An 18,868-nucleotide genomic window follows, 5' to 3' on the forward strand; every position below is an offset into this window, starting at 1 on the left:
CTGTGATCCAGGTCGCAATAACATCTACCTGGAGCCGCCTCATGGGCATCGTCGCCCTCCTCATCTTCATCGTCGTCACGGTGGTCATGAACGTCATCGTGAAGCGCCCGATTTCGGAATCACTGCTGGTGGCCCTGGTGGGAGCATCACTCGCCGGTGGCACCCAGGCCCTGCCCCTGCTGTGGCGGAGCGCAACGGGCGCGGTGGCCAATGACGTCACTTTCGCCGGCATGGCCTTCGTCTTTATGGGCGTTGTCGTCGCTGCAACGGGCCTCATCGAGAGGCTGATCGAGATTTTCAACTCGGTCTTCGGGCGGCTCCGCGGCGGGGCGGCCTACGTTTCCACTGTCGGATCCGCCGCCGTCGGCCTGGTGGCAGGTTCCACCGCCGGAAACGCAGCCACCGTTGGATCGGTAACCATCCCGTGGATGAAATCCACCGGATGGTCCGGCCCCGGGCGGCCACCCTGGTGGCCGGCAACTCGGGTCTGGGCGTATCCCTGCCGCCCAACTCGACCATGTTCATCCTGCTGGCCACCCCCGCAGCCGTTGGCGTTTCCTCCGGCGACGTCTACGTGGCCCTCGCTGTGGCCGGCACGTACTGCGTGCTGTACCGCCTGGCCCTGGTCTGGTTCTGGACGCGCAAGGACGGAGTTCCCGCCACCCCGTCCGAACTGGTGGTCCGGTTCGGCGTCGCCCTGCGCCGGGGCTGGTCCTCCACGCTCATCTTCATCGGCATTCTGATTCCGGTGCTGCTGACCTTCGGGCCGCTGTCCCAGTTCCTCTCGAGCCCGGACCGCGTGGGCGAAGACGCCGTCGCATCCATCTCCATCATCGTGTGGGTTCCCATCCTGATTTCCGTCATTGCCCTGATCGAGGGCCGCAAGCGGCTCCGGGCAAGGTGGCCGGAATTCGTGAAGTCGATGCGCAGGGAAATCCCGCAGTTTTCCACCGTCGGCGTTTCACTCTTTGCCGCACTGGCAGCATCCGGGGTCATGGAAGAACTCGGGGTTGGACCGCAGCTGAGCGGGATGCTCGATGGACTTGCCCTCCCCAAGGCCCTGATGGTCGCCGTGGTGTGCGTGCTCTGCGTCATCGTCGCTACGCCGCTGTCGTCCACTGCCACAGCCGCCGCCATCGGGGCGCCCGCCGTACTCGGGCTGATCAGCGTCGGCGTTCCGCCGGTAGTGGCCATCTGCACGGTGCTGGTCTGCACCTCCACGGAAGGCGCATCGCCGCCCGTCGGTGCCCCGATCTATCTCGCCTCCGGCCTGGCGGAAGTCAATCCATCAACAACGTTCCTGCCGCTGGTGACCTACTTCGTTATCCCCATCATCTTCATTGGCTGGTTGCTCGGAATGGGCTTCCTCCCGATTCCCGGTTAGGACCCGTAACCATGAAACGCCTTCTCGAGATCCTCTTCTGGATAACGCTCGCCGCATTCCTGGTCTCCGGTGCCATTGTTGTCTTTGGGCAGATGGCAGGGGTCCTGCTGCTCAACGGGAACATTGTCGCCGGAGTGGACGCTGCCTTCGCGGACCTGACGTTCTCCCTCGCCACGGCATGTGCCCTGATCGCCTTCATCCTCCAGTACTTCAAGCGGACGGCAGACGACGACGCCGGCGAAGGCCGGGACGAAGGCTAGCAGACAGCTACGTGAGGTAACCGGCAGTCAGCCGGTCCCACAATTCGTCAGCGTCCTCGGAGCCACCCGTGCGCTGCAGCGCCTGGTCCACCAGGAGGCGGCCGGTGGACATCAAATGCTCCCGCATCGCCAAACCGGCTGCCTCCGCGTCTCCGCGTCCAATGGCCTCAAGAATCGGATCATGCTCCCGGGTAATGTCCTCATACCCGCGGTGGGATACAGCAGTGGAGGCACCCAGCAGCCGGGTGGCTGAACGGAGCCGGTCAATGACGTCCCGCGCCCGCCTGGCTCCGCCGGCCACGAGGATCGCGTCGTGCAGGTCACGGTCCAGCTGAAAAAACAGCTCCCCGTCATCGTCCGCGGCGGCCACGTCCATGGCTGCACGCAACTCCGACAGGCAGTCCGCGCCGCCTGCCCGGGCCGCGCGGCGTGCCGCCGGAACCTCCAGGGCAATCCGGATGGAGAAGATTTCAGCGACATCGGCCGGCGTCGTCGGGATAACGCGGAATCCGCGGTTCTTGACGAACTGGATGAGCCCGGCTTCCTCCAGCCGAAGCAGGCCGTCCCGGACCGGCGACCGGGAAAAACTGAGCTGTTCGGCCAGCTGATACACGCTGTACCACTCGCCGGGAACCATGGCCCCGGAGATCACTGAGGACCGCACATGCTCCATGACCTGTTCGGTGAGGCTCAGTTTCCGCTGTTCGGCGCGGGCGGCGGGATTGGACTGCATCATTTCATTCTGCCCCACAGCCCCTGCTGCAGCCCTCCGGCAACGCGGACGGCTGGCGGGCCGGTCCGGCGCGCCGGGACCGGGTATTACCCGGAGTTTATGAATTATCCGCCGCGAACCATCTCATGATAAGGGCGACTTTTGATGGAATATGACGCAAGTTTACGAATAGGAATGCCCCGGAATTCTGCTACAGGGCGGTTTTCCGCTTTCCCATAAATCGGAGTTGTCATAACTCCTGCGATAGTGTCGTTGGTTATGAATTCCGACTCTCCACCCCCAGAGAACGTCTCAAACAGTACTGAGCGCTCAGGCGCGCCCGGTTTAGCGGAGCGCAAATCAGCCGGTTCACGGCCGGTCGACCGCGTTAGAAAGGCACTGCGGCACGCTGCCTCAGAACCGAGTTTCGGCATTCACCCCGGCCTTGTGCCGGGTATCAGTGTCGAGGACACGGGGGCCAGCTTTCCGACCCGGCGCAGCGTGTTCGTTGTCGCACTGGCCGTTTCACTCGCGGTCCTGGCCTGGGCTACTTTTGCCCCGGGAAACCTCAACCTGGTGGGCACCACCATGCAGGGATGGGTTGTCACGCACTTCGGATGGCTGTTCAACGCCACCGTGGTTGCAACCGTGGCGTTCATGCTGTTCGTGGGGTTCGGTCCCACCGGCAAGATCCGTCTCGGCGCCGATGACAGCACGCCGGAGTACTCCACCCTTTCGTGGATCTCGATGCTGTTTGCCGCCGGCCTGGGCATCGGGCTGATCTTCTACGGGCCGATGGAACCGCTGAGCCATTTTCTGAGTCCGCCGCCGTCCACGGATGCCGAAGCCGGCAGCTCCGATGCCATTCTGCCGGCGATGACGGACGCCTTCCTGCACCAGGCGACCATCGCCTGGTGCATCTATGCGCTGGTCGGCGGCGCTCTTGCCTACGCGTCATACCGGCGCGGGCGCCTGCCGCTGATTTCCTCGCTGTTTGAACCTGTCTTCCCGGACGGCAACAACCGTGTCCTCGGCAAAGCCATCGACGTGTTTGCCGTGCTGGTCACCCTCTTTGGCACTGCGACATCGCTGGGCATCGGCGCGCTTCAAATCCGCACCGGAGTTTCGATCATCACCGGGCAGGAACTGGGCAACGGTTTTGTTGTCGCGGCCATCAGCCTCCTGACGGTTGTCTTCACCATTTCCGCCGTGGCGGGCATCAAAAAGGGTATCCGGCTCCTGTCCAATGCCAACATGGGCCTGGTCATCCTGCTGGCCGCGTTCGCCCTGCTGGCGGGGCCAACATTCTTCGTACTCGATCTGCTGCCGGTCTCCCTTATTGCGTTCTTCGGGAACCTGCCGGACATGCTCACCGTTTTCGCCGGCGAAGGCGCCGGGGAAGAGGCGTATCTCACGGCCTGGACCACGCTCTACTGGGCCTGGTGGATTTCCTGGTCCCCGTTCGTCGGCATGTTCATTGCCAAGATTTCCAAGGGCCGGACCCTGCGCCAGTTCGTTACCGTCGTTGTGTTCGTACCCTCGGCGATCTCCGTCGTTTGGTTCACCGTCTTCGGCGGAAACGCCATCTGGATGAACCGCAACGGCATGGACATGACAGTCGAGGGTGCAGGAGAGAACGTCATGTTCGATCTGCTGGGCAACCTTCCCTTCAGCGCCGTGACGTCGGTCATCTGTCTGATTGCCATCCTGGTCTTCTTCGTCACCGCCGCGGACTCGGCAGCGAACGTCATGGGTTCCATGTCCCAGTCGGGGCGGCCGGTGCCGTCGAAACCGGTGACCATTGTGTGGGCGGCGGCACTGGGGCTGATCTCCATGGCCCTGCTGCTGGCCGGTGGCCGAAACGCTCTTTCCGGCCTCCAATCAATCATGGTGACGTGTGCCCTGCCGTTCACCATTGTCTTGATTGGCGTGATGGTCTCGTGGGGCAAGGACCTCCGCAATGATCCCTACATGATTCGGCGCCGGTATGCCCTGGAAGCCATCAGCGGAGGCGTCCGCCGCGGAATCGACGAGCACGGCGACGATTTCGTCTTCGGCGCCGCTCACGTGCCGGAGTCCGAGGGCGCCGGCGCCGACTTCGCGAGCGACGATCCGGCCCTCACCGAGTGGTACACCGAGAACGCGGTGCAGGGTTCGGAGGCAGACCCCGGCGCGGAGCCGGACAAGGCCAAGGCAGCCGCCGTCGACTAGCGGAGACAGCCGCTGAGGGGAGCGGGAACCGGAAGGGTTCCCGCTCCCCGGCGGTTAGAGGCCGGTTGGGGGCCTGCTCTGCACGCCATCCGGGCGGGTGGTGGTCTTGGCCCGGAGCCGCTACCCTCTGGACGAACACCGCACTTCCAGCATTCGGCCAACGAGGGGACTGAACGTGCAGCTGGCAGGAAACACAGCCATCATTACCGGCGGATCGAAAGGCATCGGCTATGCCGTGGCCGGGTACCTCATGTCCCACGGTGCCGACGTCGTCATCACTTCGCGCACTGTAGCCGAGGTGCAGGAAGCCGCGGCGAAGCTCAGCGCGGCTCATCCCGGACGCAGGGCCCTTCCGGTGGTTGCCGACACGGCTGTCGCCGCGGACGTGGAGCGGATGTACGCCACGGCGGAGGAGAAGCTCGGGCCGGTTGCCGTCGCCGCCAATGTTGCCGGGAACTACAGCCTGGGTGAGATCGCCGACCTGTCCGAAGCCGACTGGAACGCCGTCCTGGCCACGCACCTGACCGGCACGTTCCTGAGTACCCGCGAGGCCATCCGGCGCATGCGGACCAGCGGCACCGCCGGGGCAATCGTTAACATTGGCGCCGTGGACGTGTACGGCACCACCCGGGGCAATGCGCACTACGCCGCCGCCAAGGCCGGCATCCTGAAGTTCACTGAAGCGGCGGCCCTGGAGGCCGGGCGTTACGGCATCCGGGTCAACTCCGTCTCGCCCGGCGTGGTGCCCCCGGCCCCGGGTGACGGCGTCCTCCCGGACACGCTCACGAAAGCGTTTCACCGCACCTTCGCGGTGGACCGGATGGGGGAGCCGTCCGACATTGGCAAGGCGGTGGTCTTCCTCGCCTCCGACTACGCCAGTTGGATCACCGGCGTCGACCTGCTGGTCGACGGGGGCACCCACCTGCGGGGGCTGCCGGACTACGCCGACCACCTCCTCGGCGGGAGCAGCTAAGCGCAGCCACGCCGCCGGAGCCTGTTCCGGCCGGCGGGGCCGTTATTTCCGGAGCGCCGTGCCTTCGGTGTCCAGATAGTCGCGCCAGGAACGCTTCGGCTGCCAGCCCAGCATCTTGTGGGCCTTGGCACTGGAAATCCCGGAGGCATCGGTCCGGTCCAGGGCGCGCAGCTCAATGCGGTCGCCGTAGTGCCTGGACAGGACCTCGGCAAAGTCGTGGCCGCCGACGTTGTCCGGGGACGCAATATAGAACACCTCGTGGCCGGGCAGGTCCGACTGGGTGGCGAGGACGATGGCGTCCGCCAGATCGTACACGTCGACGTAGCTCCACAGATTGGCGCTCAGCTCGGAGCTGTCCCGGATCTGGGGTCCGAGGTTCAGCTCGTAGTTGCCTTCGAACTGCACCCAGCTGGGCCGGATGGAGATGCACCGGATGTCGGATCGGTCCACCGCCGCGTCCATTAACTGTTCGCCGAAATACTTGGAGAGTGCGTAGGGGTCCTGCGGATGCACCGGATGGGATTCGTCCACGGGCGCGTAGCCGGGGAGGAAACCGCGCTCGGGAAAGAAGAATCCGGGCACGGTTTCGCTGGAGATGTTGACGAAGCGCTTCACTCCGAACCGGACGGCTGCCTCCAGGATATTGAAGGTGGACATGAGGTTGTTTTGGAACACCACGTGGGGAGGGTTGCCGGTGGGTTCCGGAATCGCAGCCACATGCACCACGGCCTCGGCTCCGCGGATGACGGCGTAGGCGGAGCCCGCGTCGGTGAGGTCGGCCTTCATGTAGGCGGGGGTTCCCGGCAGCTTGCGCTCGAACCCCGGCTGGGAAAGGTCAGTGGTCATGACCTCGTGTCCGGCATCCATCATGGCCTGGGTTACGGCGCGCCCGACTTTTCCGTGGGCGCCGGTGATGAGGACTTTCATGGTTCTCCTTGGATTGATGGATGCACAACGGGGGCAGGGGAAGCATAGTGGCGGTATGCTGCCGTGGCCAGTACCGCCTTGCCATACCGCTTCAGTGGGGCTTTTCACCACCCCGTACCACGCGTGACCGGCGGGTGAACTCTGGTTGAACAGGTAGCATGACGGGTACTAGTCTTCTGTCCCGCCCAAGAAACAGGGCTGGATGTCAAGGGTGTTCGGCGAAAAAGCGGCATCCGGAACGTGAGGTATGCCATGTCAGGCCGGATTCTGCACGTGACCCGACGGGTCGGCGGCATCATGGGACGTCTCCTTTTGTATGTCCTGATCTGGGCCGGGCTGGCGCTGCTGATCGCCGCCGTCGGCATCCGTTTCTACTGGGGCGAGATCTCCGTTAACCAGATGCTCCTCAACCTCGTCTCCGTGGAGACCGACGGCGGGGAGGATCCATTGTGTGGATGGGCATTCTGGGGATCGGTGTCGTGCCCCTGGTCATCACCGTTGCGCTGGCCATAGGACACTACTTCCTCCGCAGGCGCCGCAGCAGCGGCGGCAGCCGGCCGCGCCGTTCGCCGTGGATCATGCGGACCGTCTCAACCCTCCTGGTTGGCGCGCTGGTTATCGGCGGCACCACGGCCTTTGCCACCACGGTGGGCGTGGGCGACTACATCAAGGCAGCGAACTCTCCGTACAACATCGGCGAATACCATGTGGAGCCGGCTGTCACCGGTGACGGGGAGAAGCGCAACTTGGTGCTGATCTACCTTGAATCCGGCGAAGAAACCCTCGCGAATGACGAGCTTTTCGAGAAGGACGCCTTCCTTCCCCTGAAAGAGGCCACCCCTGCCGCCGAGGGCTGGCAGAGTGTGCAGGACTTTCAGCAGTACGACGGCGGCGGCTGGACCATGGCCGGCTTCGTTTCGACACAGTGTGGGGTGCCGCTGAAAGGTGTGGGGTCCAGCAGCAGCAGCAATTCGCGGGAACTCGACGACGACGGCGAAACATACCTGGGAGGGACAACCTGCCTGGGCGATGTGCTGGAGGAACACGGCTATCAGAACGTTTTCCTGGGCGGCGCCAATTCCTCCTTCGCCGCGAAGGACACCTTCCTGCGCACCCACGGGTACACGGAGCAGATGGGCCTGTCCGACTGGCGTGCCGCCGGTGAACCGGAGTCGGGTTTCCGCAGCGACTGGGGGCTGAGCGATGAACGCCTGATGGCCAACGCCAGGGACAAGATCGACGAACTGCACGCGGAGGCGGAGCAGACCGGCCAGCCCTTCAACCTTTCGCTGCTGACGCTGGACACCCATGAGCCCGTCCACGTCTATGACTACTGTGACGTGGACACGGAGAACAACGTGACGTCCGTGTTTTCCTGTTCCATGACCGAGGTGGCGGGCTTCGTGGAGTACATGAAGGAAAGGGGATACCTCGAGGACACCGCAGTGGTGATCATGGGGGACCATCTCAAGCACATGAGTGCCGGTGACGCCTTCCACGAGCAGCTGGACCACCACGGCAACCGCACCATCTTCAACCGGATCTGGATTCCGGGGCAGGGGCCGGACACCACGCTGCGCCACGGCATGGACCAGCTGAGCATGTACCCGACGATCCTGGAAGCGGCGGGTTTCACCCTGGAGAACAGCGAAGCCGGGCTGGGAGTGTCCGCCTTCGCATCGGAGGTCCCCGGAGATTCAGCGCAGGCCCTGGAACCCGAAGCCTACAACGAGCTGCTGGGCTCGCTTTCTCCGCGGTTCTACGGCGAAGCCTGGATCGGTTCCCGCGGGGAATAGCGGGGACTGGCAGGGAACAGCGGAGAGGGAAAGGCCGGGGCTGCGTCCGTTCATGGACGCAGCCCCGGCCTTTCTGACGTTCCGGTCCCAGGGTGCCGGCCGCACAGCCCGTCCGTGGACAGGACCAGTACCGGGCACCTCGCCGTGACGCTGGCCGCAAGTATCCGGCGGGCGAATTGAGCGACAAGAACTAGGCATCCTGTATAGGGCGGACCCCGGAATCTCGCAGAGAGTGCGCAATATGTTACCTGTTTGCTGTGCAGCTTGTTTATATGAGACATCTTACTTAGCGTCATTCCGAAGCGTGCCGACGTTGTAACTTTCCTTCAGTTTCCGGCCCCCGGGAGAACCCATGACCATTCCGCACCGTGCCGGACTCGAAAATTTTCCGCCTTACCGCCAGGAAAGAGCCCGGCAGGCATCGATGGCCTTGAAGCCTTCAAACTCTCATCGAATGAGAATCCCTACCCGCCGCTGCCCTCCGTCACGGCGGCCGTGACCGGCGCTGTGTCCAGCATCAACCGCTATCCGGACATGGCCGCGGGGAGCTCGCCCGGGCTGTCGCCGACCGCTGGCAGGTGGCACCGGAGAACATTGTGTTCGGCGCAGGATCCGTGGAGGTCGCCAGCCGGATCATTCTTGCCGTGACCAACCCGGGCGATCGGGTGATGTTTGCCTGGCGCTCCTTTGAGGCCTACCCGCTCCTGGTCACCACGGCAGGGGCGGTGCCGCAGCCCGTCCCGCTCGCCGCCGACGGCGGCCACGACCTGCCCGCGATGGCTGCTGCCGTCGGTTCGAACACCCGGGTGGTGTTCCTCTGCAATCCGAACAATCCCACCGGCGCCGTCCTCAGCTCCGCAGCGGTGGACAGCTTTATCCGGTCCGTCCCGGCGGACGTCCTTATTGTGCTGGACGAGGCGTACGTGCACTTCAACCGGGACGCGGACACCGCGGTCGGGATCGACATGTTCCGCAGGTATCCCAACGTTGCCGTTCTGCACACGTTCTCCAAGGCCTACGGACTGGCCGGACTGCGCCTTGGTTATGCCATCGCTGCGCCGGAGCTGGCCACCGCGCTCCGGAAGGTGGCAGTGCCGTTTGGTGTGACCTCGCTGGCCCAGCAGGCCGGGCTGGCCTCCCTGCGGGCCGAAGACGAGCTGCAGGAGCGGATCCACGTCCTCGTCGCGGAGCGGCGGCGCGTCCACACCGCCATGCTGGAGGCCGGCCTGCCGGTGCTGCCCTCCGAAGCGAACTTCCTGTGGCTGGACAGCGGGGAGCGAACCGCAGCCCTCGCTGAACTGTTTGAGAAAAATGCCCTCTCCGTGCGCGTTTTCCCCGGTGAAGGCATCCGCGTCACCATCGGGAGTCCTGAGGCGAACAACAGGATCCTGGCCGTAGCCCGGCATGCCGCAGCACTGCTGGCACCCCAGCACTAGAATCCAAGGAACACAGACATGACAGAACACCTGAACGTTTCCGACGTCGTCGCGGACGTGTGTGCCCGGCACGCCGAGGCCGTGTTCGGCCTGATGGGCAACGGCAACGCTTTTTTCACTGCCAACCTCACCGCCCGCGGCCTGCCCTATGTCAGTGCCCGGCACGAGGCCGGGACCGTGGCCATGGCCGACGCCTACTACCGGGCGTCGGGGAAGGCTGCCGTCGCCACCGTGACGTACGGCGCAGGTTTCACCAACTCGCTGACGGCCCTGACCGAGGCTGCCAAAGCCCGGATCCCGATGGTGCTGGTCGTTGGCGAGGCTCCGTCCACCGGCCCCCGGCCGTGGGACATCGACCAGCTGACGGTGGCCCGGGGCCTGGGAGTTGCCACCCTCACGGTTGCCGCCGGCAACGCCGAACGCCTCACCGAAGAGGCTTGGTCAACGGCCCGGAGCGAACGCCGCCCCGTCATCGTCTCCATTCCCTACGACCTCTCCAACGAGGCTGCCGGACCGCAGGAACCTGCGGTCCTGCAGCAGCCGGTGAAGCGGATGGAACCGGAGCCCGCCGCCGTCGGCCGCGTGGCGGACCTGCTGAACCGGGCCAAACGGCCCCTGATCCTGGCCGGCAACGGCGCCGTCATCTCGGGTGCGGCGCCGGCACTGGTGGAACTGGGCGATAAAATCGGTGCCCTGTTTGCCACCTCCGTCATGGCCCGCAAGTCCCTCGATACGCCCTGGGACCTGGGCATCGCCGGCGGCTTTGCGCGGACGGCGCCGCTGCACCTGATGCGGTCCGCGGACCTCGTCCTCGTTGCGGGCGCCAGCCTCAATGCCTTCCAGACCCGGTACGGTTCGCTCTTCGCGGACGACGCCGAAGTCATCCAGATCGACGAGCTCGACGACGCCACCAACCCCCGGGTTTCGTGCTTCGTCCGGGCGGACGCCAGGGAAACGGCACTGCGCCTCACCGCGGCTGTCGCCGCCGTCGACGGCGGATGGCGTTCCCTGCAGCCGGAAATCACCGCCCCCTCGTTTGGCGCTGACCGGCCCGGCAACGAATTTGCGGCTGACGGGCGGCTGAACCCGCGCGCCGTCGCGCAGCAGCTCGACGAAATCCTGCCGGCGGAGCGAACCATCGTCCAGGACGGCGGGCACTTCTGCGGCTGGATTCCGATGTACTGCCAGGCGCCGGATCCGCAGGGCCTGATGATGGTGGGCACGGCCTTCCAGTCGATCGGCCTGGGCATCCCGGCGGCGGTCGGTGCTGCCGTGGGGCGGCCGGACCGGATGACCGTGCTCATTGCCGGGGACGGCGGTGCCCTGATGGCGCTGGCCGACCTCGAATCCGCCGTGCGCACCATCCGCAGCGGCGTGATGGTGGTGTTCAACGACGCCGCCTACGGTGCCGAAATCCACCAGTACGCGGCACGGGGACTCGACGACACGGCCATGCAAATTCCTGAAGTCGACTTCAGTGCCGTGGGCATGGCACTGGGTGCGCAGGGTGTGAAGGCGCGCTGCCTCAACGACCTGCAGGCACTGAAGGACTGGGTTGCTGCCGGCGCCGACGGACTCTTCGTGCTGGATGTGGCTGTCACCCAGAGCGAGGTCGCCGACTACATGCGCGAAAGCATGGCGCCCATCCTCGCGGCGGATGCCTCGGCCGCCGCCCGCATGGAGAGGGGCTAGGTGCCGCCGTCACACTTCGCCGCATAACAGTCCGGTGCGGTTACTATAATCCCACCTCAGAGACCAAGCAGATGCTTCGCTGAGGATATCGAACGGTCGTTGACAGTCTGACGGCGCATTGATGTATCCGAGCAACGAAAGTGAATTGATGACAACGACGTCAGGGCTGCCTCAGGCATCCTCCATTTCCCCCGTGCCAGCTCCCTCCCGTGCAGCATCAGGCACCCCCGCAACCAAGTCGGCAGGCCACGTGATTGTTGATTCGCTGGCTGCTCACGGGGTGGAACGCACCTACGTGGTCCCGGGCGAGAGCTTTTGGATGTGCTGGACGGGTTGCACCAGTCAACAATCGAGACCGTTGTATGCCGGCACGAGGGCGGGGCAGCCTACATGGCTGAAGCTGCAGGCAAGATGCAGCAGCTGCCGGGCATTGCCATGGTCACCCGCGGGCCGGGCGCGGCCAACGCACACGTTGGCCTGCACACCGCCTGGCAGGACTCCACGCCCATGGTGCTCTTTGTGGGTCTGATCCCGTTCGAGCACCGGGACCGTGAGGCGTTTCAGGAATTCGACATCAAAGCCTGGTTCGATACCGGGGCCAAACGCGTGATGGTTCTGGACCACCCGGAGCGGGCTTCGGAAATTGTGGCCGAAGCGATCTTTGCCGCCATGAGCGGCCGGCCGGGCCCTGTTGTGGTCGGCCTTCCCGAGGACATCATCCGCCAGGAAATCAGCGCCGCCCTGCATCCGCCGATTCCCGTTGCCCCGGGCGGCATGACCGTGACGGACTGGAAGGCGTTAAAGGCTGCGTTGAAGGAAGCTGAGAAACCGCTCTTCGTCACCGGCGGCAATGACTGGACCCAGGAAGGCGCAGATACCCTGACGAGGTGGCTGGAGGAGCATCACCTTCCCGCCGCCGCGGAGTGGCGCTGCGAGGGCACCGTTCCCTTCGACTCGCCCTCTTATGTAGGGCCGATCGGGTACGGACGGCCGAAGCCGACCTATGACCTGCTCGAAGAGACCGACCTGCTGGTCTTTGTCGGCACCGTGCCCGGCGACGTGATCACCGACGGGTTCCTGGTCCGTCAGGACTGGACCAATAAGAACTTCCTTGTCACGATCGACCCGTCGATGCGCGGCCGCTCCGGACCTGTTTCCTATCAAATTGTTGCCAAGCCGGACGTGTTTGTCCGTGACCTGGTCTTGATGGATCTTCCGGTCAAGGACGAATGGAGAGCCTGGACCTCTCGCATGCGCCGCGAACAGGAGATTTTCTCCACCCTGCCGCCGGCCGCTCCGGGGGACGGGCAGGCGCGGATGGACACGCTGATGGCGCACCTGGTGCCGACCCTGCCGGACGACGCCATGATTACCCTGGGCGCAGGTGAGCATACCAACTGGGCCCACCGCTATTTCCCCACCAAGCGGTACGCCTCCATGGTCAGTGCCCGCAACGGTTCGATGGGTTACTCCGTTCCGTCTGCGGTAGCTGCGTCGCTGACCTACCCGGGCCGGCGCGTAGTGACCATTGCCGGTGACGGCGAGTTCCTGATGAACGGCCAGGAGCTGGCCACCGCGGCCCAATACGGGGCCACCCCGCTGGTGATTGTGATGGACAACCAGGAGTACGGAACCATCCGCACCCATCAGGAACGCCACTATCCGGACCGGGTCTCCGGTACCCAGCTGAAGAACCCCGAGTTTGCGCTCATGGCCCACGCCTTTGGCGGCTTCGGCGTCAAAGTGGAGCACGACGCCGACGTCCCGGCCGCCGTCGAGGCTGCGCTCCGGGCCATCGACGAGGACAAGACGTTCGCGCTCATCCACCTGGTTGTGGAGCAGCGGGTGAAGGCGTACTAAGCGGTTTGGATAAACGGCGGGCCCGGTACCCTGGACCGCCCCCGTGAAGTGCCCACGGGTCAGAAGAATGCCGCTTCGGTACGAAACACTCCTGAACCTGAACCATAGGATGGAGGGGTGACCGGATCCCAGCATGACTCCAGCCTGTCCTCGTCCGCCCACTCTGCCCACTCTGCCGGCTCTCCGGAGCCGGAAGCAGGAAACAACCTCAGCTCCCTGCAGGCCGCACGCTCCGCCGTCTCTGCGCTGACCGCGGCAGGGGTGACCGACGTCGTGATCTCCCCGGGATCGCGCAGCGCCCCGCTGGCCTACGCACTGGCGGAAGCCGAAGCGCAGGGCCGGGTGACGGTGCACGTGCGGATCGATGAACGGGTTGCCGGCTTCACCGCCCTGGGCCTGGCCCGCGGCGGACACCGCCCGGCCGCCGTCGTCACCACCTCCGGCACCGCCGTCGGCGAGCTGATGCCGGCGGTAATGGAAGCCCACCACGCCGGCGTGCCGCTGGTGGTGCTCTCCGCCGACCGGCCCGCGGAACTGCACGGCACCGGCGCGAACCAGGCCACCGTGCAGCCCGGCATCTTCGCCGGATTTCCGGCTGCCACCGCCGACGTCCGTGCCGGGGACGATCCCGCCGGAGCCATCAGCGCCGCCTTCGACGAGGTCAGCACCGGCAACCCGGTGGGACCGATCCACATCAACCTGCAGTTCCGCGACCCGCTGATCCCGCAGGACACCGATGAGGCGGAACTGCCCGCATCGGAGCCGGCCGCCGTGGATAGTACGGAGCTGCCGGCTGAACCCGTTGCTGCCGGCGACGAAGCCGCAGTGCTCGCCAAGCACTCCGGCACCCGCCGTGCCGTCGTCATTGCGGGCGACGGGGCCGGTGAGATTGCCGCACTGTTTGCCCGCCGCGCGGGACTGCCGCTGCTGGCCGAACCGTCCTCGAACGCCCGCTTCGGCCCGAATGCGATCGGCGCCTACCGGCTGCTGCTGGAGGAACTGGGTTCCGAGATCGAGCGCGTTGTGGTTTTCGGCCGGCCCACCCTGTCCCGGCCGGTCGCCGGACTGCTCGCCCGCGGGGACGTGGAAAAGGCAATCTATGTGCCGCGCCCGGTCAACTGGTTCACCGCCGGACGCCGCCCCGAAACCATCATCACCGACCTGGCCGGGTTGTTTGACTTTGCCGGCGAAGGCACCCCGGGCTGGCTCGAGCGCTGGCAAACCGCCTCCGCCGCGGCACTGGCAGCAGTGTCCTCCCTGATCGACGGCCAGAGCGAACTGAACGGGCTGCACGTCGCGGAGCTGGTCTGGGACCACACCGACGGAAACCTGGTGCTCGGCTCCTCCAACCCGATCCGCGACCTGGACCTGGTGGCCGCCCCGGACTGGCATCCGCTGGACGTTTACGCCAACCGCGGACTGGCCGGCATTGACGGAACCATTGCCACCGCCGCCGGCATAGCCCTGGCCAACGGCATCCCCACCCGCGTGCTGCTGGGCGACCTCACCTTCCTGCACGACGCCGGCGCCCTCCTTGGGCCCCGGCGAACCGGAGCCCGACCTGCAGCTTGTGGTGCTGAACGACGGCGGCGGCGGCATCTTCTCCACCCTCGAGCACGGAGCGCTGGGGGAGCGGACGGAATACACCGCCGTCGTCGAGCGCTTTTTCGGCACCCCGCACACGGTGGACGTGTCGGCGCTGGCCGCAGCCTACGGAGTGCCGCACCGGCTGGTCCGCACGGCGGATGAGCTCGACGCCGCACTGGACGCCCCGGTGGCCGGCCGTTCCATTATTGAGGCTCGGGTGCACAGGGCATCGTTGCGGGAACTGCACGCCCGGGTGCGGGACGCGGTGCGGGGCGTGTTGTCCGCTCGTTGAGTGATCGAGTGGCGTCGAGTGGGCGAACGGAATGGTGGGCGGACTTCGAGTGTCGGGATCATCCCCGAACGCCACGTCGATTGTCGGAGTCGTGTTGTTTCGGGGCGAAGATTGCCGCAGGAGCTCCACACTCGATGCGCTGAAAGACACCACGCCGGACCAAAACAGAAGCAGCCCTTCCGCACGGCACGTGCGGAAGGGCTGCTTCTATGCTGTGAAGGTAAAACCGCCTAGAGCACCTTGGACAGGAACTCGCGGGTGCGCGGGTGCTGCGGATTGTCCAGCACATCCCTCGGCCGGCCCTGCTCGACGACGACGCCGCCGTCCATGAACACCACGCGGTCACCCACTTCACGGGCAAAGCCGATTTCGTGGGTCACCACCATCATGGTCATGCCTTCTTCGGCCAGGTTGCGCATGACGGCGAGGACATCGCCCACCAGCTCGGGGTCCAGGGCCGACGTGGGCTCGTCGAAGAGCATCATGTCCGGATCCATGGACAGCGCCCGGGCAATGGCCACGCGCTGCTGCTGGCCGCCGGAAAGCTGGGCGGGGAACGCGCCGCCGCGGTCGGCCAGGCCAACCTTGGCCAGGTTCTTCTTGGCAATTTCCTCGGCCTCCGCCTTGCCTCGCTTCTTGGCGCGGCGCTGGGCCAGGGTGAGGTTCTTCAACACGTTCAGGTGCGGGAAGAGGTTGAACTGCTGGAACACGATGCCAATCCGGGTGCGGACCTTGTCCAGATCCGTCTCGGGATCGGTGATGTCCACGCCCTCCACCAGGATGGTGCCGCTGGTGGGCTCCTCCAGGCGGTTGACGCAGCGCAGCAGGGTGGACTTTCCGGAACCGGACGGGCCGATGACGCAGACCACTTCACCCTGGTCCACATGGAAGTCGATGCCCTTGAGGACCTCGTTGGACCCGAAACTCTTATGCAGGTTCCGCACCTGGATGGCGGGTACGGCGGTGTTGGCGGCGGCGGAGCTGGATGCTGCAGTGCTCATGGCAGTCACCGGCCTCTCTGGTTGTGGCGTTCAAGCTTGGCCACCAGCTGCGTCAGCGGCAGCGTGATGATGAGGTACATCAGAGCCGCCAGCACCAGCGGGGTGGAATTGGCGTTTTGGGACACGGCGTCGCGGGCGAACGTGGTGAGTTCGCGGTCTGCCAGCGCCATGCCGGCGATGAAAAGCAGCGAGGTGTCCTTGATCAGAATCACCAGTTCGTTGGTCAGCGGCGGGGTGATGATGCGGAAGGCCTGGGGCAGCGTTACGGACACCAAGGTCCAGGCCGGACCCATGCCCAGGGAACGGGCCGCTTCGATCTGGCCAGCGGGTACCGCTTGGATGCCGGCGCGGATGGTCTCGGCAATGTAGGCGGCCGACACCACGATCAAGGCGATGAGGCCACCCCCGGCGTTCCCTCCGGGCCATTGCCAGGAGAAAGCGATCGGCACGGCGAAGGCGAAGGCGAAGATCACCAGCAGGGCCGGGAGCCCGCGGAAGGTCTCAATGTAGGCGGTGGCGGCCCAGCGGTACGGGGCCACCGGGGAAAGCTTCATCAGGGCCAGGATGAGGCCCAGCGCCAGGCCGCCGGCAAAGGCAATGGCGGTGTAGATGATCGTATTCTTCGCGGCCACCGTAATGATGGTGGGGAAGGCTTCCCTCGCCACTTCCGGATCGAAGAAGTTCACCCCGATGGCTTTCCAGTCCGCGAGAAGGACTATGGCCACGACGGCCAGGATGAAGATGGCATACAGGGCGCCCCGGAAGAGGCGTCTGCGGGTGGAGGGTTTCAAGGTGGAGCCTTCCGCGGAAGATATGTGTGGCGCCGTCCCGGATTGGGTCACAACCCGGGACGGCGGAACGTTCAGTGCTTTGTCGGTGCTGCTCAGTGCCTATTCGGCAAAGTACTTGTCGTAAATCTCGGTGTATTTGCCGTTGTCCCGAAGTTCGGACAACTGGGTGTTGACCTCTTCGATCAGGGCAGTGTTTTCCTTCTTGGTGACGAAGCCGTAGGACTCGTCAGTCTGGTATTCCTCGACAATGTCGAAGGCGCCGTCCTTGGTGTGGTTCGTGTTCACGGCGATGTCCTGCAGGATGGCGTCGATGTTGCCGGCCTGGATGGACTGGAACAGCTCACCGTCGCCGGGGTATTCAATGATCTCGGCGCCCTCGACGTTCTCCTGCGCATAGGCGGCACCGGTGGTGGACTGCTGCACGCCAAGCCGCTTGCCAGCCAGATCATCAATGTTTTGGATATCCGATCCCTCAGGAACCATCAGGGTCTGCAGGGAGTCGTAGTACGGGTCGCTGAAGAGCAGCCGTTCGGAGCGTTCCGGGGTGATGGTGACGGCGCTGGCGCTGAGGTCGCACATATTCGCGCCTACGGCTGTGCCGCCCTGGATGGCTTCAAAGCCCTGCTGCTGGATTTCCGTTTCCAGGCCCATCCCGGTGGCGATTTCCCGGATCAGATCGATGTCGAAACCGGTATATTCTCCATCTTCCACATACTCGAACGGTACGTAAGGGATTTCGGAGCAAACCGTCAAGGTTCCTTCCGAGACCAGGCCGAGGCCGGAATCGGCAGCGCCGTCGGCGGATGAATCGTCGCCGCCGCAGGCGGTCAGCGCCAGGGCGCCCAGGGTCACCGCGGCCAGGGCGGTTCTGCGTGCTTTGTTCAGCATGGATTTACAACCTTTTCGTGGACGGAGCCAGTGGCGATTGCCCCTTCATAAACAGATGAAAGCACTCTAGATTCTACGCATGCCGCATTTTCATCGGGGTATCGGCAACGAGGGGCCGTCCACGGATTGGCTCAGTGGACGTGCTATTCGGTGAAATACCGGTCATAGATCTCCTGGTACTTGCCGTTGCTGCGCATCTCGGCAAGCCGGGTGTTGATCTCCTTAACCAGTTCCTCGCTGCCGTCCTTCTTCATGGCCAGTCCGTACGACTCGCCGGTGGGGAAAGTAGCAGCGATCGTGAAGGAACCGCCGTCGGTGTGGGCCAGGTTCACGGGCAGGTCCTGCATGACGCCGTCAATGTTGCCTGCGTTCAGTGCCTGGAAAAGTTCGGCGTCGGTCTGGTAGGCGATGACCTCCGTGTCGGACGGCGCGTTGTCGCGGGCGTAGGTTTCACCCGTGGTGCCCTGCTGGATGCCGATTCTCTTGCCGGCCATGTCCTCCAGGGACTTAGCTGCGGAATCGGCCGGGACCAGCAGCGACTGCAGGGAATCGTAGTACGGGTCGGAGAACGCCAGGTTCTTTTCTCGTTCCGGGGTGATGGTCATGGCTGCGGCGATCACGTCACAATGGTTGGCGGCCAGGACCGTTCCGCTCTGCAGGCCGTCAAAGCTGGCGTTCTGTACTTCCAGCTCCAAGCCCATGCCTGAGGCAATCTCACGGCTGAGGTCCATGTCGAACCCGGTGTATTCGCCGTCGTCACCCACGTATTCAAACGGCATGAAGGGAACATTGGAGCAAACGGTCAGGGCGCCCTCGTTGACCAGGGGGATTCCGGACTCCGTTTCCGCAGTTTCGCCGCCGCTGCAGGCAGTGGCGGTCAGGGCGCCGACGGCCAGGACGGCTGCAAGTGCGGTGCGTGCTTTATTCAGCATGGAAAACAACCTCAGATCGAAAAAGACGGGACCGGTTCCGGCGAACCGGAGCACATCAGGCCTGCATAATTATGCATGCTCTCTCAATTATACGCGCTTTCCGGGAGGTGCTCTTACACGGTTTGG

General features: G+C 64.9%; 14 protein-coding genes and 2 pseudogenes. 10 read left to right on the forward strand and 6 right to left on the reverse strand.

Annotated features, from left to right (window positions below; all coding sequences use genetic code 11):
* Window positions 1-86: 86 nt before the first annotated feature.
* Window positions 87-1,384 (forward strand): annotated as a pseudogene (locus OL239_RS04100) (TRAP transporter large permease subunit).
* 11 nt (window positions 1,385-1,395) lie between these two features.
* Window positions 1,396-1,644 (forward strand): hypothetical protein, encoded by a 249-nt coding sequence (locus OL239_RS04105; protein ID WP_268910849.1) that lies wholly within the window; start codon window positions 1,396-1,398, stop codon window positions 1,642-1,644.
* Between the two features lie 7 nt (window positions 1,645-1,651).
* On the opposite strand, the gene OL239_RS04110 is transcribed toward OL239_RS04105, so the two are convergent.
* A complete protein-coding gene (locus OL239_RS04110) occupies window positions 1,652-2,395 on the reverse strand; it encodes a GntR family transcriptional regulator (protein WP_268910850.1) in 744 nt (247 codons plus the stop codon).
* Window positions 2,396-2,857: 462 nt separating this feature from the next.
* On the opposite strand from OL239_RS04110, the gene OL239_RS04115 reads away from it, so the two are divergent.
* Together OL239_RS04115 and OL239_RS04120 are read left to right on the forward strand one after the other, a co-directional pair.
* Complete coding sequence (locus OL239_RS04115) at window positions 2,858-4,567, forward strand: BCCT family transporter (RefSeq protein WP_268910851.1); 1,710 nt, start codon at window positions 2,858-2,860, stop codon at window positions 4,565-4,567.
* Window positions 4,568-4,742: 175 nt separating this feature from the next.
* Window positions 4,743-5,540 (forward strand): SDR family NAD(P)-dependent oxidoreductase, encoded by a 798-nt coding sequence (locus OL239_RS04120; protein WP_268910852.1) that lies wholly within the window; start codon window positions 4,743-4,745, stop codon window positions 5,538-5,540.
* 42 nt (window positions 5,541-5,582) lie between these two features.
* On the opposite strand, the gene OL239_RS04125 is transcribed toward OL239_RS04120, so the two are convergent.
* The gene (locus OL239_RS04125) at window positions 5,583-6,467 is read right to left on the reverse strand and encodes an NAD-dependent epimerase/dehydratase family protein (protein ID WP_268910853.1); all 885 of its coding nucleotides are present in this window, start codon (window positions 6,465-6,467) and stop codon (window positions 5,583-5,585) included.
* A gap of 252 nt (window positions 6,468-6,719) precedes the next feature.
* Between OL239_RS04125 and OL239_RS04130 the strand changes: the two genes are divergently transcribed.
* The 6 genes and pseudogenes from OL239_RS04130 to menD all read left to right on the forward strand — a co-directional run bounded on the left by OL239_RS04130 (window position 6,720) and on the right by menD (window position 15,000).
* Window positions 6,720-6,980, forward strand: coding sequence for a hypothetical protein (locus OL239_RS04130; RefSeq protein WP_268910854.1), 261 nt, complete (start codon window positions 6,720-6,722; stop codon window positions 6,978-6,980).
* Window positions 6,923-8,263 (forward strand): sulfatase-like hydrolase/transferase, encoded by a 1,341-nt coding sequence (locus OL239_RS04135; RefSeq protein ID WP_268910855.1) that lies wholly within the window; start codon window positions 6,923-6,925, stop codon window positions 8,261-8,263. Before OL239_RS04130 ends, OL239_RS04135 begins: the two co-directional genes overlap by 58 nt.
* A 578-nt stretch (window positions 8,264-8,841) precedes the next feature.
* Window positions 8,842-9,699 (forward strand): histidinol-phosphate transaminase, encoded by an 858-nt coding sequence (locus OL239_RS04140; RefSeq protein ID WP_268910856.1) that lies wholly within the window; start codon window positions 8,842-8,844, stop codon window positions 9,697-9,699.
* Between the two features lie 18 nt (window positions 9,700-9,717).
* Window positions 9,718-11,391: a thiamine pyrophosphate-binding protein gene (locus OL239_RS04145; protein WP_268910857.1), complete on the forward strand. Its 1,674-nt coding sequence runs from the start codon at window positions 9,718-9,720 to the stop codon at window positions 11,389-11,391.
* Window positions 11,392-11,539: 148 nt separating this feature from the next.
* Window positions 11,540-13,251: pseudogene (locus tag OL239_RS04150) on the forward strand (thiamine pyrophosphate-dependent enzyme).
* A gap of 117 nt (window positions 13,252-13,368) precedes the next feature.
* Window positions 13,369-15,000, forward strand: a complete 1,632-nt coding sequence (menD, locus tag OL239_RS04155) for a 2-succinyl-5-enolpyruvyl-6-hydroxy-3-cyclohexene-1-carboxylic-acid synthase (protein WP_329609340.1) — start codon at window positions 13,369-13,371, stop codon at window positions 14,998-15,000.
* Window positions 15,001-15,360: 360 nt separating this feature from the next.
* On the opposite strand, the gene OL239_RS04160 is transcribed toward menD, so the two are convergent.
* The 4 genes from OL239_RS04160 to OL239_RS04175 form a co-directional block, all read right to left on the reverse strand.
* Window positions 15,361-16,131 (reverse strand): amino acid ABC transporter ATP-binding protein, encoded by a 771-nt coding sequence (locus tag OL239_RS04160; protein ID WP_268910858.1) that lies wholly within the window; start codon window positions 16,129-16,131, stop codon window positions 15,361-15,363.
* 5 nt (window positions 16,132-16,136) lie between these two features.
* On the reverse strand, window positions 16,137-16,922 hold the full coding sequence (locus OL239_RS04165) for an amino acid ABC transporter permease (RefSeq protein ID WP_268910859.1): 786 nt from the start codon (window positions 16,920-16,922) through the stop codon (window positions 16,137-16,139).
* Window positions 16,923-17,021: 99 nt separating this feature from the next.
* Window positions 17,022-17,810: a transporter substrate-binding domain-containing protein gene (locus OL239_RS04170; protein ID WP_268910860.1), complete on the reverse strand. Its 789-nt coding sequence runs from the start codon at window positions 17,808-17,810 to the stop codon at window positions 17,022-17,024.
* Between the two features lie 143 nt (window positions 17,811-17,953).
* On the reverse strand, window positions 17,954-18,742 hold the full coding sequence (locus tag OL239_RS04175) for a basic amino acid ABC transporter substrate-binding protein (RefSeq protein WP_268910861.1): 789 nt from the start codon (window positions 18,740-18,742) through the stop codon (window positions 17,954-17,956).
* Between the last annotated feature and the right edge of the window lie 126 nt (window positions 18,743-18,868).

Origin of the sequence: Arthrobacter sp. ATA002, from assembly GCF_026898095.1 — a bacterium.
GTDB lineage: Bacteria > Actinomycetota > Actinomycetes > Actinomycetales > Micrococcaceae > Arthrobacter_B.